The sequence below is a fragment of the Nocardia sp. XZ_19_369 genome, from assembly GCF_015355715.1.
Taxonomy (GTDB): domain Bacteria; phylum Actinomycetota; class Actinomycetes; order Mycobacteriales; family Mycobacteriaceae; genus Nocardia.
In genome coordinates this window covers 17949-31770 of sequence record NZ_JACVED010000007.1, presented here as the reverse complement: position 1 = coordinate 31770, position 13822 = coordinate 17949, and the positions used below count along the sequence as shown (strand labels likewise).

General features: G+C 66.7%; 16 protein-coding genes. 9 read left to right on the top strand and 7 right to left on the bottom strand.

The window, feature by feature from the left end; all coding sequences use genetic code 11:
- Positions 1–128: 128 nt before the first annotated feature.
- The 5 genes from IBX18_RS25340 to IBX18_RS25320 all read left to right on the top strand — a co-directional run bounded on the left by IBX18_RS25340 (position 129) and on the right by IBX18_RS25320 (position 4133).
- Complete coding sequence (locus IBX18_RS25340) at positions 129–467, top strand: hypothetical protein (RefSeq protein WP_107658814.1); 339 nt, start codon at positions 129–131, stop codon at positions 465–467.
- Between the two features lie 219 nt (positions 468–686).
- Complete coding sequence (locus IBX18_RS25335; protein WP_194836054.1) at positions 687–1313, top strand: TetR/AcrR family transcriptional regulator; 627 nt, start codon at positions 687–689, stop codon at positions 1311–1313.
- Positions 1303–2832 carry an NAD(P)/FAD-dependent oxidoreductase gene (locus IBX18_RS25330; protein WP_194836053.1) on the top strand — a complete coding sequence of 510 codons (1530 nt, stop codon included), beginning with the start codon at positions 1303–1305 and terminating at the stop codon, positions 2830–2832. The genes IBX18_RS25335 and IBX18_RS25330 overlap by 11 nt, the downstream gene beginning before the upstream one ends.
- A 23-nt stretch (positions 2833–2855) precedes the next feature.
- Positions 2856–3671: a mycofactocin-coupled SDR family oxidoreductase gene (locus tag IBX18_RS25325; protein ID WP_194836052.1), complete on the top strand. Its 816-nt coding sequence runs from the start codon at positions 2856–2858 to the stop codon at positions 3669–3671.
- 108 nt (positions 3672–3779) lie between these two features.
- Positions 3780–4133 (top strand): HPF/RaiA family ribosome-associated protein, encoded by a 354-nt coding sequence (locus IBX18_RS25320; protein WP_147132452.1) that lies wholly within the window; start codon positions 3780–3782, stop codon positions 4131–4133.
- A 3-nt stretch (positions 4134–4136) separates the two neighbouring features.
- On the opposite strand, the gene IBX18_RS25315 is transcribed toward IBX18_RS25320, so the two are convergent.
- The gene (locus tag IBX18_RS25315) at positions 4137–4586 is read right to left on the bottom strand and encodes a hypothetical protein (RefSeq protein WP_194836050.1); all 450 of its coding nucleotides are present in this window, start codon (positions 4584–4586) and stop codon (positions 4137–4139) included.
- Between the two features lie 153 nt (positions 4587–4739).
- Between IBX18_RS25315 and IBX18_RS25310 the strand changes: the two genes are divergently transcribed.
- From IBX18_RS25310 to IBX18_RS25300, 3 genes are all read left to right on the top strand, one after another.
- On the top strand, positions 4740–5729 hold the full coding sequence (locus IBX18_RS25310) for a GlxA family transcriptional regulator (RefSeq protein ID WP_194836049.1): 990 nt from the start codon (positions 4740–4742) through the stop codon (positions 5727–5729).
- 71 nt (positions 5730–5800) lie between these two features.
- On the top strand, positions 5801–6517 hold the full coding sequence (locus tag IBX18_RS25305; protein ID WP_194836048.1) for a class I SAM-dependent methyltransferase: 717 nt from the start codon (positions 5801–5803) through the stop codon (positions 6515–6517).
- A gap of 77 nt (positions 6518–6594) precedes the next feature.
- Entirely contained in the window at positions 6595–7209 is a 615-nt protein-coding gene (locus IBX18_RS25300) for a dihydrofolate reductase family protein (RefSeq protein ID WP_194836047.1), read from the top strand.
- Here the strand turns inward: IBX18_RS25300 and IBX18_RS25295 are convergent.
- The 6 genes from IBX18_RS25295 to IBX18_RS25270 all read right to left on the bottom strand — a co-directional run bounded on the left by IBX18_RS25295 (position 7203) and on the right by IBX18_RS25270 (position 13015).
- The gene (locus IBX18_RS25295; RefSeq protein ID WP_194836046.1) at positions 7203–7916 is read right to left on the bottom strand and encodes an SGNH/GDSL hydrolase family protein; all 714 of its coding nucleotides are present in this window, start codon (positions 7914–7916) and stop codon (positions 7203–7205) included. The genes IBX18_RS25300 and IBX18_RS25295 overlap by 7 nt on opposite strands.
- 118 nt (positions 7917–8034) lie before the next feature.
- The gene (locus IBX18_RS25290) at positions 8035–8967 is read right to left on the bottom strand and encodes a hypothetical protein (RefSeq protein WP_306796407.1); all 933 of its coding nucleotides are present in this window, start codon (positions 8965–8967) and stop codon (positions 8035–8037) included.
- 80 nt (positions 8968–9047) lie between these two features.
- The gene (locus IBX18_RS25285; protein ID WP_194836044.1) at positions 9048–9593 is read right to left on the bottom strand and encodes a thioredoxin family protein; all 546 of its coding nucleotides are present in this window, start codon (positions 9591–9593) and stop codon (positions 9048–9050) included.
- Positions 9594–9689: 96 nt separating this feature from the next.
- On the bottom strand, positions 9690–10631 hold the full coding sequence (locus IBX18_RS25280; RefSeq protein WP_194836043.1) for a threonine/serine dehydratase: 942 nt from the start codon (positions 10629–10631) through the stop codon (positions 9690–9692).
- 8 nt (positions 10632–10639) lie between these two features.
- Positions 10640–12031: a bifunctional lysylphosphatidylglycerol flippase/synthetase MprF gene (locus tag IBX18_RS25275; RefSeq protein ID WP_194836042.1), complete on the bottom strand. Its 1392-nt coding sequence runs from the start codon at positions 12029–12031 to the stop codon at positions 10640–10642.
- 213 nt (positions 12032–12244) lie between these two features.
- Complete coding sequence (locus tag IBX18_RS25270) at positions 12245–13015, bottom strand: dienelactone hydrolase family protein (protein ID WP_194836041.1); 771 nt, start codon at positions 13013–13015, stop codon at positions 12245–12247.
- Positions 13016–13408: 393 nt separating this feature from the next.
- Here IBX18_RS25270 and IBX18_RS25265 point away from each other — a divergent pair, with 393 nt between their 5' ends.
- Positions 13409–13747 carry a hypothetical protein gene (locus IBX18_RS25265; RefSeq protein WP_147132418.1) on the top strand — a complete coding sequence of 113 codons (339 nt, stop codon included), beginning with the start codon at positions 13409–13411 and terminating at the stop codon, positions 13745–13747.
- Positions 13748–13822: the final 75 nt, after the last annotated feature.

The window sequence follows — 13822 nt, the reverse complement described above, 5'->3', positions numbered from 1 at the left end:
GGGCGCGGCGTTGCGGGGCTACCATCTCCTCGTCGGGCGCCCGTGAGGAGGGCAGTGATGTGGGAAACTCCGCTCGGGACGGTCAGCGCCGATCCCGCTCGTGGCCCGCTGTCGCCGGGGGTACGGACATGATCAAAGTCGAACTCGACATCAATTCCGGTAAGCCGAATCCGCGGTGGAAGTTGACGCCGGGGGACGAGGCGCAGCTGCACGGATTGATCGCCGCGGCGCCACGTGCGGCCGTCGGCGAGATCGAAAACCACAGTGAATACCGAGGTTTCGTCGCCCAGCTATCGGACGAGGAGACCCTGCGGGTGCATCGCGGGGTGATGGAGATCGCGCGCGGCGACCAATGCTCGTACCGCACCGACGGCGATCGCGCGGTCGAACGGTGGCTGCTGGCGACCGGGCGACCAACGCTGGAGCCCGGCGACTACCAGACAGTTGTTGCGGCGCTGTGGGATTGACGCGCTGCGCGCGGTGGCGTCGACGCATCCGAAGTGACCACCCTGCCGAAGCCTGGCGGTAGGTGCACACTTTCTGACTTCCCGCACACCGACTTGCCGTGCTGACACGCGTGCGGATGTCAAAGTATGTGCGGCTGCGGCTCGCGAACTTCTGTTGCGGCAGGGGGTTTCGAGGACTGGCCATTGACGCATTGAACACTTTGACGCAATATGTTCAACATGAGCAGCACGGCGCAGGAAGCGCCCTGGGGTGCAGCGCCCATCGAGCTGGTGCTCGGCGCGGCGGAATGCGTTCGGCGCTTCGGGGTCAATGGATTTCGGCTGACCGAGGTTGCCAAGATCGCGGAAGTGTCCCGGGGGACGGTGTACAACGGGTTCGGCGACAAGGAAACCGCGATCAATGCGGGGCTGGCCTACCTGTGCAATGCCTTCATCGAGGGACTCGCGGCGGGAGTGCGTCCGCTGCCGACGCTACGCGAGCAGATCGGTGCGGCGGCGGCGATGATCTACGACCACGTGCGGACACCGCAGGCGTTCTCGCCCGCGCTGCGCACCGAGAGCATCATCGCCACGCTGCTGGAACACTACGGGGACAACCTGTGCCACAGCTGGGCCGCGTTCTGGGCGGCCCTGGTCGCCGAGGCGCAGGACCGCGGCGAAGTCGACCGCGACCTGGTGCCGCTGCACGCCGGCGACTGGATCGTTCGTGTCCTGCTCAGCTTGGAGATCCTGCCGTTCGTGGTGGCCGGTTTCACCGACGCGGACGATGTGCGGGCGCGCACCAGCGACTTCCTGCTCAACGGACTCGCGCCCCGCGCCGAGGAAGTGAAAGCGGATGGCAAGTGAAGACTTCGAGGTCGCGATCATCGGCGCCGGTCCGGGCGGGATCACCGCCGCCTATCACCTATTGCGTTCCGGCATAACAAAGTTCGTCATACTGGAGCGCGCCGGGGACTTCGGCGGCAGCTGGCGCGACAATGTCTACCCCGGCCTCGCCGTCGACATTCCGACCCTCTTCTACCAATTCCCCTTCGCACGCAAAGCCGATTGGTCGCGACTGTTCCCGGTGGGGCCCGAGATCCAGCGGTACAACCAACAGGTCGCCGCAGACCTGAACCTGTACAAGTACTTTCGCGGCAGCTGCGCGGTAGAACGTGAAGTCTGGGACGACCGGGCGCAGGTCTGGGTGCTGGACATCGCCGGGGACGAACCGGTCCGCGCCCGTTTCGTCATCAATGCCGTCGGCGGGTACATCAACGCGAAGTCGGCCGACACGATCGCAGGCACCGACGACTTCCGCGGGACGATCCTGCGCCCGAACTCCTGGGATACCGAATACTCCTGTCGCGGTAGGCGAGTGGCGGTGATCGGCACCGGGTCGAGCTCGGTACAGATCGTCGCGGCGGTCGTCGACGAGGCCGAGCACGTGGATGTCTATCAGCGGACACCCTCGTGGATCCTGCCCAAGCCCGACTTCGCGTTTTCCCCACGCGCACAACGGGTGCTGGCCATTCCTGGCGTCGCCGCAGCCATCAACGGAGCCTTGCTGGCGGCCATGGAGATCCCGCTGCAACTGATCTGCCACGTGCTTCCCCTGCTACCGCGCAGACTGCTCGCCACCTTGCTGCCCCAGTACGACAAGATCTGGCGCGGCCTGTATCGAATCATGTTGCGGCACAGAGTCAGCAACGAGGCCGATCGCAGCGCCCTGGTGCCGAACTACGGCATCCTCGCCAAGCGCCCTGTGCTGTCGAGCAGTTTCTTCACCGCGCTCGAGTCGGATTCGGCGGCGCTGGTCGTGCACCCGATCGAGCGAATCACCCCCGACGGCATCCGCACGATGGACGGCACGGAACGTGCGTACGACCTCATCGTCCTGGCCACCGGCTACGAACTGTTCACCGACCCGGAGACCTACCAGCCTGGAAAAACACTGGGCCCCAACGGCTTCGATCTTGCTGACGACTATCGCGACAAGGGCCTGCGCAGCTACGGTGGCTCAGCCCATCCCGGTCTACCGAACCGCTGGTCGCTGGTAGCACCGCAGGGCTTCGTCGGCGCGGCCTGGCATACCTTCGTAGACCTCACCGCCCGGCACGCGATACGGATCATCACCGAGACCGGCCGACGCGACGCCGCCGTCGCCCAGGTCCGTACCGAGGCGTTCGACCGCTGGGTCCGCAAGATGCACAGGCACGGCAAGGTCATCAGTACCTACACCGTCGACTGCAATCCCGGCCTGCGCACGTACTTCGTCAACTCGCAAGGCGAGGCGCTCTACTACCGACCGCAAACCATCAGTGGCGCACTGTGGTTCAGCCGGTTCTCCTCGCTCGACGACTACTTCTTCACACCACACAACTGAATCCATTGAGAATCGAGGCACCCATGACCGCACTCGCTGGAAAAGTCGCCCTGGTCACCGGAGCCGCACGCGGACAAGGACGTTCGCACGCGGTCCGGCTGGCCCGCGCAGGCGCCGACATCGTCGCCCTCGACGTCTGCGCGCAGACCGCCACATTCAGCGGCTATCCGATGGCCGAACCCGAAGACCTGGCCGAAACCGCCCGGCTGATCGAGGCGGAAGGGCGCAAGGTGCTGACGAGCCAGGTCGATGTGCGCGACCTGGCCGGCCAGCAGGCCGCCGCGGCCGAGCTCATCGCCACTTTCGGTCGCCTCGACATCGTGGTTGCCAATGCGGGAGTGTGCAGTTGGGGCCGGCTCTGGGAGATCTCGGCCGAGCAGTTTCAGGAGGCCGTCGACGTCAACCTCACTGGCGTCTGGAACACCATCAAGGCCACGGTCCCCGCGATGATCGAGGCGGGCAACGGCGGGTCGATCATCACCGTCAGTTCCTCTGCGGGGGTCAAGGCGCCGCCCGGCTGCGGCCATTACGCCGCAAGCAAATTCGGCGTCGTCGGCCTGACCAAATCGCTGGCCGTCGAGCTCGGTGAATACGGCATCCGCGCGAATACGGTGCTGCCGTACGGGACCAACACCCCGCTGGGCAATGACACATCGATGTACTCACTGTTCGAACAGCACCCCACCTTCGTCTACAGCTTCCAGCCCAACCTGCTGAAGACCGATGGACTGGTGGAACCCGAGGAGATATCCGAGGTCGTCGTCTGGCTGGCCGGTGACGCGTCGGGCGTCATCACCGGTGCCCAGATACCCGTCGACAAGGGATTCTTGGCCAGGTAACCGAGCCCGGCAGCATGGCTCGGCCCGACCCGTATGACCTCGCCCACAGCTCCGGCGCAGGTAGTGTCGGTTTTGTGGAGTTTGCTACCTAACGGAATGGAGAAAGCTGTGCAGATCCAGATCAATACCGGAAGCGGCATCCACGGCGGCGAAGACCTGAACCGGTGGGCGGAGACCGAGATCGCCTCGGTGCTCGATCGTTTCAGCGATCAGCTGACGCGGGTCGAGGCCCACCTGACCGACCAGAACGGTGAAAAGGGTGGCCCGGAGGACAAGCAGTGTGTGCTGGAGGCCCGCCCCGCCGGCCAGCACCCGGTGGCGGCCACGCATCGCGCGGGGTCGGTCGAAGAGGCGGTGCGCGGGGCGGCGGACAGCATGGCGCACCTGCTCGACAGCAAGTTCGGGCGCCTGCACCACGCCAAGGGTGGCGAGACGATCCGGCACATGCCTGCCCCCGACTAGGGCCTAGGCCCCGGTGGTGGAACCGGGGCGGACGATCATCAGCACGGTGACGACGACCCACAGCAGGTTGAAAATGCCTGTGTCCATGCCGAGTCGGCGGATCAGGGTGGGCGTCGCGCCGGGCAGGTCGGCGAGGATCTTGTGCTGGCCCGGCAGGATGAGCAGGGCGAGCACCCCGCCGGCGGCGGCGGTCAAGCCGATGGAGATGATGAGCCAGGTGTCGGTGAGCACGCCGAGGCTGAGGGCGGTGAGCGCGCCGAAGATCGGGACGAGGATCCCGAGGTAGGCATAGACACGGCAGATGCGGTGCAGCGTCGCGAGCACAACGGGTTCGCTACCGTTGTCCGCGAGGGCGCGTCGCGTGGTCGGCGGGAACATGCTCGCCGCGACCGTCACCGGTCCGACGGCGAGGATCACGGCCAGCACGTGGACCGACAGCAGAAACTTCGTCACAGCGGCGAGGTTAGCCGCCATTGGATCGGCGAGGAATAGGCGAAACTGCCATACACCGGTCGATTCTGGCCATCGGCCCTGAGCTCGCGTTTCGTGCGATACGAGCAGTTCATCGCTATTGGCGCGATCCTGGCAGCGACCTAGCATGGTGCCATGCATGTGGTGGCTGTTCTCGCATTGGACCAGGTCATCCCCTCCGACCTCACGACCCCCATCGACGTGTTCGGCTGCGCCAGGCTGCCCGACGGACGGCCCGCGTATCGGGTACGGGTCTGCGGCGCCGCGCCGACGGTGGATGCCGGCGCGTTCACCCTGCAGCCACCGTTCGACCTGACGGCACTGGCCGACGCGGACACGATCATCGTGCCCGGCCGCGCCGATCCCATGCTGCCGGTCGCCGACGACGTGCTCGACGCGCTGCGGCAGGCGGCGGCTGCGGGCACTCGCATCGCCTCGATCTGTGTCGGCGCCTTCGTCCTCGCCGCCACCGGCCTGCTCGACGGACAACGCGCGACGACGCATTGGGCCGCCGCCACCGAGTTCGCGGCCCGCTACCCCGCGATCGATGTCGACCCGGAGGTGCTCTACGTGGACAACGGTCAACTGCTCACCTCGGCGGGGGCCGCCGCGGGAATCGACCTGTGCCTGCACCTGATTCGCCGCGATCACGGCTCCGCGATCGCCGCCGACGCGGCCCGTCTTTCGGTGGTCCCGCTGGAACGTGAAGGGGGACAGGCACAGTTCATTCTGCACGACCAGCCGCCGACCCCGCGCGGTTCGGCGCTGGAACCGATAACCCTTTGGCTCCAGGACAATTTCGCGAAGGACCTGACCCTGGAGGAGATCGCCGCGCAGGCCGGGATGAGCACCCGCACGCTCAACCGCCGCTTCCGCGAACAGACCGGGACAACGCCGTTGCAGTGGCTGCTCCGCGCCCGCATTCGCCAGGCGCAGTACCTGCTGGAATCGACCGGTCACCCGGTGGACCGGATCGCGGGGCAGGTCGGCTTCGGGTCACCGACCGCGTTCCGGGATCGGTTCAAGCGGGTCGTCGGCACCAGCCCGCACAGCTATCGTGCGGCCTTCCACGGGCCGCAATCGACGGCTGACCAGCGCGGAAGCATGTCACGTCAACCGGAGTGACGCGCTCCGTTTCTCGATAGAATTCATCCGTCGAATCCCGATCCACCATCAAGGCGAGGGACAGGTTAGTTATGACCGAGAATGACGGAACACCCCAAGTCGTCCCATCGACGATCGATTACGAACATGCCTACAGCAGCGGCATGCCCTTCGAAGGCGTGACCATGGACCGGCTCCCCTGGGAGATCGATCGGCCGCAACCGCTGCTCATCGAGTTCGAGCAGGCCGGCCGGATCACCGGCGATGTGCTCGACATCGGCTGCGGCCGAGGGGATACCAGTGTTTATCTGGCGGGCCTCGGCTACCGGGTCACCGGGCTGGATTTCGCGCCGACGGCGATCGAGGCGGCCCGCGCCCGGGCGGCGGAAAATGGTGTGGCGGCGTCGTTCGCCGTCGCGGACGCGACGGTGCTCGCCGGCTACGACAACCGGTTCGACACTGTCGTCAGCAGTGCCCTCGCCCATTGCCTGGATGCGGAGCAGCGCAAGCCCTACGTGGCGGCGCTGCACCGAGTGCTCCGGCCCGGCGGGCGGTTGATCCAATTCTGTTTCTGCGAAGCCGAATACAGCGACTCCTACGCCCCGTTCGCGATCGGCGAGGACGAACTGCGCACCGCCTTCCGGGCCCCGGACTGGCAACTCACCGAGTTCCGCCACGGCAAACTCACCGCGATCAAACCGACCCGTACGTTGCAGGAGGTCTTCGCACGCGACGGCGTACAACTCGAGTACGACGAGGACGGCTCTATGCTGCTGCCCATCTGGGTGGTGGAGGCCGAACGGGTCTGAGCCGCAGGCCGATGATTTTTCGATCGCCACCCCGTCAGATCAGGCAACACAGGCACTACTGATCCAGGAGTTGGACGATGAGGAAAATCACCGCAGGCTTGTTCGCCGCCCTCGACGGCGTCGTCGCCGATCCGCAGGACTGGCACTTCCCGTACTTCAACGACGAGATGGGCGTGGCGGTCACCGCGCAGATGGGCAACGCCGACACGATGCTGCTCGGTCGCGTCACCTACGAGGGTTTCGCGGCGGCCTGGCCGGACCGGGAAACCGCGGGTGGTGAGGACGCGGAGATGGCCAAGTCGTTCGGCGATGCCCGCAAGATCGTCGTTTCGCATCAGGATCTCGACCTCACCTGGCGCAATTCGGAGGTGCTGAAGGGCGAGCTGATCGAGGCGGTGACCGCGCTGAAGAATGAGCCGGGCGGCGATATCGCCATGAGCGGGTCGGTCTCCGTCGTCCGCCAGCTGCTCGACGCCGGACTGCTGGACGAACTGCATCTGCTGGTGCACCCCATCGTGGTGGGCAAGGGTCTGCGGCTGTTCGAGGACCGGGACACGACGCTGCCGCTGCGGCTGCTCTCCTCGGAAACCTTCACCACCGGCGTGCTGCACCTGATCTACACCAAGGACGAGGCCGCGCCCACCGGCGGCTACGAGGAAGCGAAAGCCAGCCTGCCGCAAGCGGATCAGTAGGTGATCCGCCGCGGGCCGTCCGGCACGGCCCGCGGCACGGGGGTGTCTAGCAGGTGCGCGAGCTGCCGGACGACCTCGCTGGCCAGGACCGCCTGACCCGCGGTGGTGAAGTGAATGCCGTCTGCGCTCAACAGGTTCGGGCGATCGTTCAACGGGTGGCTCCACATGTCGATCACCGTGGCGTCGAACTCCGCGGCCAGCGTGCGGGTGATGTCGTTGAGTCGGCGGACTCGGTCGCGAAAGTCCGGAAAGACCGGTACGACATAGGCTTTGCCGAGAGTGAAGGTTGTCAGCTGGGCACCCGTGCCTGCCGCCATCCGGTACATATCCCGCAGAATTTGCTCGATTTCATCGAAATCTGGTGTGCGGCGGACGATATCGTTCGCGCCGGAGGGTAGATGTAGGAGGTCGGGCGCGAATTCGCGCATCCGATCCGCTTGGTGCCGCAGGGTTTCCATGGTGGTTGCCCCGACCGCCGCGGTGTTGAGATAGGCCAGGTCGGGCCGGACGCGGCGCAGGACGTCGGCGACCCGGTCGGACCAGCCGAGGGTCACGTAGCCCGGCGTCGGATCGCCGGTGCCCGCGGAGAGGCTGTCGCCGATCACGGCAAACCGTTGCCAGGGTGCGTCGAAGAGCAGCGCTGCGGCTTCCAGGGGTGGGATGCAGAACGGATCGGTCTCTTCGGTGGTGGGGCGAGCCAGGGTCATGAACAAACAATACGGGCGTACGTATGTTTAAATCAAGGTGTCATCGCGTGCAGGTTGCGGGAAACCGGCTAGGTGGCTGGTTTGCCGACCGGGCTGCTGGGGAGATCGTCGAAAGGCGTTAGCCTGCCAGCGCTTTGGAGACGATGCCGCCGGTGATCGCCTTGGTCAGGTAGTGCGTGGAGTCGTGCGGGCTCGCACCGTTGTCCAGGGGCTCCTCGGTGATCGGGGTGACGTCGGAGCCGGGGAACGGTGGGAAGTACGGGGCCAGGTCGAGGTGGGCGGCGACCAGGTCGTCGCGGTCGACCAGGTTGTACCAGTTGCCCACGGATTTGGGGACGGTGGACGGTTGTGGGCGAAGCCGGTCGTAGATGACGGTGCGCAGGCCGAGCGGGGAACCCATGGTCAGCAGGGTCACCTCCTGGTCGACCCGGTGCAGCGCCTCGTAGGCGACGACCGAGCCGAGGGAATGCGCGATGACGAGCTTGGTGTCGGGACCGATATGGGTGAGCACCTGCTGCTGGGCGTACTCGCGCACCTCGTCGTCGGTGAAGTAGCGGCTGACCTGCGAAAGCGCGCGTACCACGAACTTCTCGGCGAGCCCGACGCCGAACGGCGCGAACCAGCGCAGCCGGACCAGCGCGTTGAGGGCCGGGCGCAGCGCGGCTTTGACGCCCTGCGGCCGGGCGTCCGGCGGTGGCACGGCGGTCAGCCGCTGGGCGGTCGCCCGGTCGCGCTGGTCGCCCGCGTGCTCGGCGGCGTTGGCCAACCAGACCTCGGCGAGCTGTTCCATGAGCGCGAGCTGCTCGTCGTCGAGGTCGCCCACCGCGGTGCCCTGGGCGCCCTTGGCGAGGAACTTGTTGCCGTAGTAGGCCATACGCGTCGAGATGTCGCCGGGTAGGCCGTTGCGCCAGAGGCGATCGGCGAGTTCGTTGTCGCCGTGATTGCGCACCCCGCCCGCCAGTCCCGGCAGCCATTGGGTTTCCAACGTGTCGGCCGCTGCTTGCTCCTGTGCGATGCCGTGTACAAGGACGATAGTTGCCAACGTCCCCACCCCTTTCGTCGGACTTGTCAGGCCCTGTGACGTTGTCTTGCGATATTTTCGCCTACTCGGCGCCGCTTGTCGCGGGTGTTTCAGTCGGCCCGCCACTTGATCGAGCAGCCCATGCTGGGCCGGTGTGGTTCCGGCACCGGCTTCCCGTCCAGGACGGTTTCGATCGCGGTCCGTAAGTCGTTGCCGGTCAATGGTTTCCCGTTACCGGGCGTGGATTCGTCGAAGGCGCCGCGGTAGGCGAGCGCGAGGGACGCGTCGTAGAGGAAGAAGTCGGGTGTGCACGCGGCCTGGAAGGCGCGGCCCACCTCCTGCGACTCATCGATCAGGTAGGGAAACGTCCAACCTGCGCGAATTGCCTGGTCACGCAGGTGGACCGGGGCGTCGTCGGGGTAGGTGGACGCGTCGTTGGTGCAGACCGCCACGGTCGGCATGGGCAGCGAGTCGACGAGCGCGCCGAGCGCCGACTCGAGCTGCTTGACGTAGGGGCAGTGGTTCGATGCGAAGACGACCAGCAGTCCGGGCCCGTTTTCGAAGTCCGCGCGCGAGTGCGTCTGCTGATCGAGGTCGGGCAGGGAGAAGTCCGGTGCCGGTGTCCCGAGGGGAACCATGCGGGATGCGAGCGCCATGGAAGTGCTTCCGTCGGGATCGAAGACGGTACGAGCGTAGCGCCGCGCGCTGGTGTTCGCCGGAAATCCGTGGAGGGAACGGCGCAGTGGTTGCGCCTAAGTCGCCAGATCCGACGGGTCGGTATTCGCACCACACACCACAACGCACACTCGCTCGCCGGGCTCGGGCCGGTAAGCGGGCCGGTCGCCGAACACCGCGGCAAGTGCTGTCGCGGCACCGTATTCGACGGCGAGGCGGCGGTCCTCCCAACTGGCGCGGCGGGCCGCGACGATGTCCGCGTCGTCGACGAGCAGCGAGACGACGTCGTAGTTCTGCGCGGCATGCAGCGCCAATTCGGTGGCGCGGCGGGCACCGAGTGAGTCGGCCGCGATCGAGTCGACCTCGGCATCGACAAGTTGCCCCGCGTCGATCGATGCGTTGAGCGCACGGCAATACCTCGGCTCCACCGCGACCGTCCGCACGCCGTAATGAGCTGCGGCGGTAGCGACTCCGGCGAACAGTCCGCCACCGCCCACGGCGACCACCACGGTGTCCAGCTCGGGCAGCTGCTGGTGGATCTCGGCCATCAGCGTGCCCGCACCCGCGGCGATGAGCGGATTGTCGTAGGCGTGGGACAGCAAAGCGCCTGTCGTGGCGGCGAATTCGCGACTGGCCGCGAGCGCGTCGGCGTACTGCGTGCCGATCAACGTGACCTCGGCGCCGTAGGAGCGTAGCCGGTCCACCTTCACCTTCGGCGCGGTGGTCGGCAGGAAAACGGTGGCACGGACACCCTGTTCGCGGGCGGCCCACGCGCACGCCAGCCCGGCGTTGCCACCGGAGGCGATCGTCACGCCCGCCTCCGGCAGTGTGCCGTTCTCCTGGTGTGTCAGTAGGAAATTCAGTGCGCCGCGCGCCTTGAAGCTGCCGGTGTGCTGCATCAACTCCAGGGCCAACCACAGCTGTCCCGCGCCGTCGTCGGCGGAGGCGACGGCAACCGGCCGAAGGCGGCCGGCCACCCGCGCGACGGCGGCTTTGATATCGGTGTGGGTCAGTTCCATCGGCTTCCTCAGTGTTCGCGGCGGTGCGGTGCGAACTCCAGGGTAAGCAGCGCGGCGGCGGCGATGACGACCTCGCGCCAGCGGATCAGCACATACCGCTGGTCCGACAGCGCGTGGAACTTGCGCAGGAATCGGTACAGCGACTCCAGCCGGATCAGCGGATCACCGAGGTGCACAAGCACATAGATGAGCTTCGCGGTGCGCGACTTGTGCTTGTCGGCGAAGAGCTCGGGAAAAGGCGCGAACGCTAACGAGATCCGGTGGATGTCGTGCTCGCGGGCGTAGTCGACCAGGTCGATGATCATCCGCTCGTCCAGGCCGTTCGGGGCATCTTTGCGCCGCCACGGCACGTCGAGGCTCAGTTCGCGGCCCCGGTTGGACATGCCGTAACGCTGGAAGCCGGACAGCGTCCCGTCCGCGTCCTTGGCCATGACCACCAACATGTTCGGGTTCCGCCCGTCCAGCAGGTGATCGAGGATCATCGAGAAGCCGCGCGTCTGCCTGCCCCTGCCCCATTCGTCGACGATGGCGAGCAGGCCGTCGCGTTGCTGATCGGTGAGCGCGGACTCGTCCACGATCTCGGTGGCGACACCGAAATTGCGGGTGCGGCTGACCGCTTGGCGCAGATTGCGGTAGTGCCTGCCGACCAGCGCGAAGTTGTCTACTTCGATGACCACGTCGCGGCCGATCGGGACGGCATGCAGCCCACGGTGTTCCAGCGCGCGGCGCCGCCACAGCTCGGCCAGGGCCGGGCTGGCGCCGAGCACCGCGACGCGCCAGCCCTGGTTGATCGCGAAATCGGAGAACTCCGTGAGTAGCTCGGGGAACGCGGCCCGGTCGCCGATCGGGTCGCCCGCCACCACGGCGATGCCGAAGCGGGTCCGGTAGCCGATCGCCGCGGTCGAATTCGCGTTGAAGAAATAGGTTTTCGAGGAGTGCAGCGCGAACGGAGCGAGCGGGTCGCGCTCGGTGCGGCCGACAAGTTCGGCGACGCGATAGAGCTGTTCGGGCTGCGGCTTGCTCGACTGCGGCAGCACCAGGATGAAACCGCTGGCGGCGAGCAGCACGACGCCGTAGCCGGGATGTTCCGCGCGGTAGGCGAGATGGGCGATCGCCAGCACCAGGATGGCGACCGTGAAGTGCGGCAGGGTGATCGGCCGCCGCAGATGCAAGCCGCGGGCCACGAAGACGCCGGCCACCGCGATACCGAGGTACCACGCGTGATCCGGCCCTTCCTGCGCCGCCGGGTGCGCCGCGTACACCAGCAGCACGCTGACGATCAGCGCGACGCCGATGAAGACAGGCCGGGTCGTGGTGGTGGTCGTGAGTGCAGCTTGGCGGTACCCGGTGAAGGCCGAGTAGCGCTGCGTCGCGGCGGCCGCGCCCCGTTCGTCAGCCACGCGGATACTCCGCCCCGCTGTCGCGTTCCTCCATCCACACCAGCTCGGCCATGTGGTCCTCCCGATGATCGCCTGCCGACAACACTATGCGGAACCGGCGGTTCCGGGGATAACGCCCCCCGTAAACCGGCCGGTCGGTCGTGTGACGGCACAGTCCGGCCCGGTGGCTGGAGTCGATACCGCCTCCAGCCGAAACATCGGATGATAGGGCCTTTATTCCACGGCGAAGGCGCGACGGAGCAACGCCAGGAGATCGTGCAGGTGACGCTGGTAGGCGTCCTCGTGATAGACGGGCGTGTCCCGCATGGTGAAACCGTGTGCGGCGTCCGGATAGGTGACCGACGTGTAGCGCACGCCGGCCTTGTCGAGAGCCTGCTCGAGGTGGGCGATCTGTTCCGGTGGCATGGACGAGTCGTTGTCGGCGTGCGCGATGAACAGTTCGGCGGTGATGTCGGCCGCGTTGTGGTGCGGGCTGTCCGGCCGGTCGTCGGCGGCGAGGAAGCCGCCGTGGAAGCTGGCTGCCGCGGCCACCTGCGCGCCGAACGTCGCCGCGGTGCGCAGCGCGAGCCTGCCGCCCATGCAGTAACCCGTCGTCGCGAGCGCGCCCGGCGTCACCAGCTCGTTGCCGGACAGCCAGGTGAGGTAGCCGTGCGCGTCCTGCATGGCCTTGTCGGGTGTGAGAGCCTCGCGGATCGGCGCCAACGCGGTGAAGAACTTCGCCTGGGCATCCGGTTCGCCGAAGTCGGGCATGGGCAGGACCGGTGCGCGACCGGACCGGTAGAAGATGTTCGGCGCGAGCACGGCGAATCCGTGCGCCGCAATGGTTTCCACCATCTCGCGCAGCCACGGCCGCAGGCCGAACGCATCGGGATAGAACAGCAGACCCGGATGCCTCGCGCCGTCGTCGGGATGGGCGAAGTAGGCCTCGGCGGTGCCGTCGGGCAGGGAAATTTCGACCGCGTGGAACACGACAGGTGAAGTCATCAGGCGAGTCTCCGTGGGTAATGCGGACAACCAACGAGCCAACATTACTCCGGCAAATTACCGAATAAATCGGCGGTTTTCGGGCGCGTGTAGTCTCCATTCGACTCCGAAGTTGTCATGCTCTGTCTATTGGCGGCGTGCACGTGGTCAGGATGCGCACACCGCGGTGTTCGATCGCTGATCCGTACCAATCGCCGGGAGAGTGGGCGCGACGAGAGGGTTTGACCTGTGAAACTGATCTGGGTGTTGGTTCCGGCGCTGGTCGCACTCGTAGCGGGGTGCTCCGATGACAAGTCGGCGAGCCAGGAATCGACCTCGTCGAGTAACGCGGCGACATCCAGTTCGCCCGAGACCACACCGGCTTCCGGCGACGAGAGCGAAACCGGCGGCGGCGTGCGGATCGCGCTCGGCGAGACCAAAAAAGTCGCCGTACCCGCCGACGCCGTGATGGATATTCGGGTGCCCGCCGACTGGGGACAGGCCGCAAATGAGCTGCGCTGCACGGTGGTCGACAGTTCCGGCCGGAACGAAGACTTGCGGTCCTCGGACGTGAAAAAGACCGAATCGGTGAATGGCAAGGACTGGATGACGGTGTGGACGTTTTCCGCGGCGCCGATCGGTGATGTCACGGTCGGTTGCAAAGACCCGGAATCGAAAATCGCTGCCGCGCATCCCGATGCGTTCGTGCGCGTCGTCCCGCGCGGCGTGATGCCGGTCCCCGCCCAGCGCTGACCCGGTTTCGGGTGCCTGCGGCGGGACAGTGCGGACGCCACGGTGACGCCGGAAACGAGGTCACGTCGTCGCCGG

Excerpts from the sequence above, each read along its gene's own strand:
- IBX18_RS25340 (WP_107658814.1), top strand. The coding sequence starts at position 129 with ATGATCAAAGTCGAACTCGACATCAATTCCGGTAAGCCGAATCCGCGG.
- IBX18_RS25335 (WP_194836054.1), top strand. The coding sequence starts at position 687 with ATGAGCAGCACGGCGCAGGAAGCGCCCTGGGGTGCAGCGCCCATCGAG.
- IBX18_RS25330 (WP_194836053.1), top strand. The coding sequence starts at position 1,303 with ATGGCAAGTGAAGACTTCGAGGTCGCGATCATCGGCGCCGGTCCGGGC.
- IBX18_RS25325 (WP_194836052.1), top strand. The coding sequence starts at position 2,856 with ATGACCGCACTCGCTGGAAAAGTCGCCCTGGTCACCGGAGCCGCACGC.
- IBX18_RS25310 (WP_194836049.1), top strand. The coding sequence starts at position 4,740 with ATGCATGTGGTGGCTGTTCTCGCATTGGACCAGGTCATCCCCTCCGAC.
- IBX18_RS25305 (WP_194836048.1), top strand. The coding sequence starts at position 5,801 with ATGACCGAGAATGACGGAACACCCCAAGTCGTCCCATCGACGATCGAT.
- IBX18_RS25300 (WP_194836047.1), top strand. The coding sequence starts at position 6,595 with ATGAGGAAAATCACCGCAGGCTTGTTCGCCGCCCTCGACGGCGTCGTC.
- IBX18_RS25295 (WP_194836046.1), bottom strand. The coding sequence starts at position 7,916 with ATGACCCTGGCTCGCCCCACCACCGAAGAGACCGATCCGTTCTGCATC.
- IBX18_RS25285 (WP_194836044.1), bottom strand. The coding sequence starts at position 9,593 with ATGGCGCTCGCATCCCGCATGGTTCCCCTCGGGACACCGGCACCGGAC.
- IBX18_RS25280 (WP_194836043.1), bottom strand. The coding sequence starts at position 10,631 with ATGGAACTGACCCACACCGATATCAAAGCCGCCGTCGCGCGGGTGGCC.
- IBX18_RS25270 (WP_194836041.1), bottom strand. The coding sequence starts at position 13,015 with ATGACTTCACCTGTCGTGTTCCACGCGGTCGAAATTTCCCTGCCCGAC.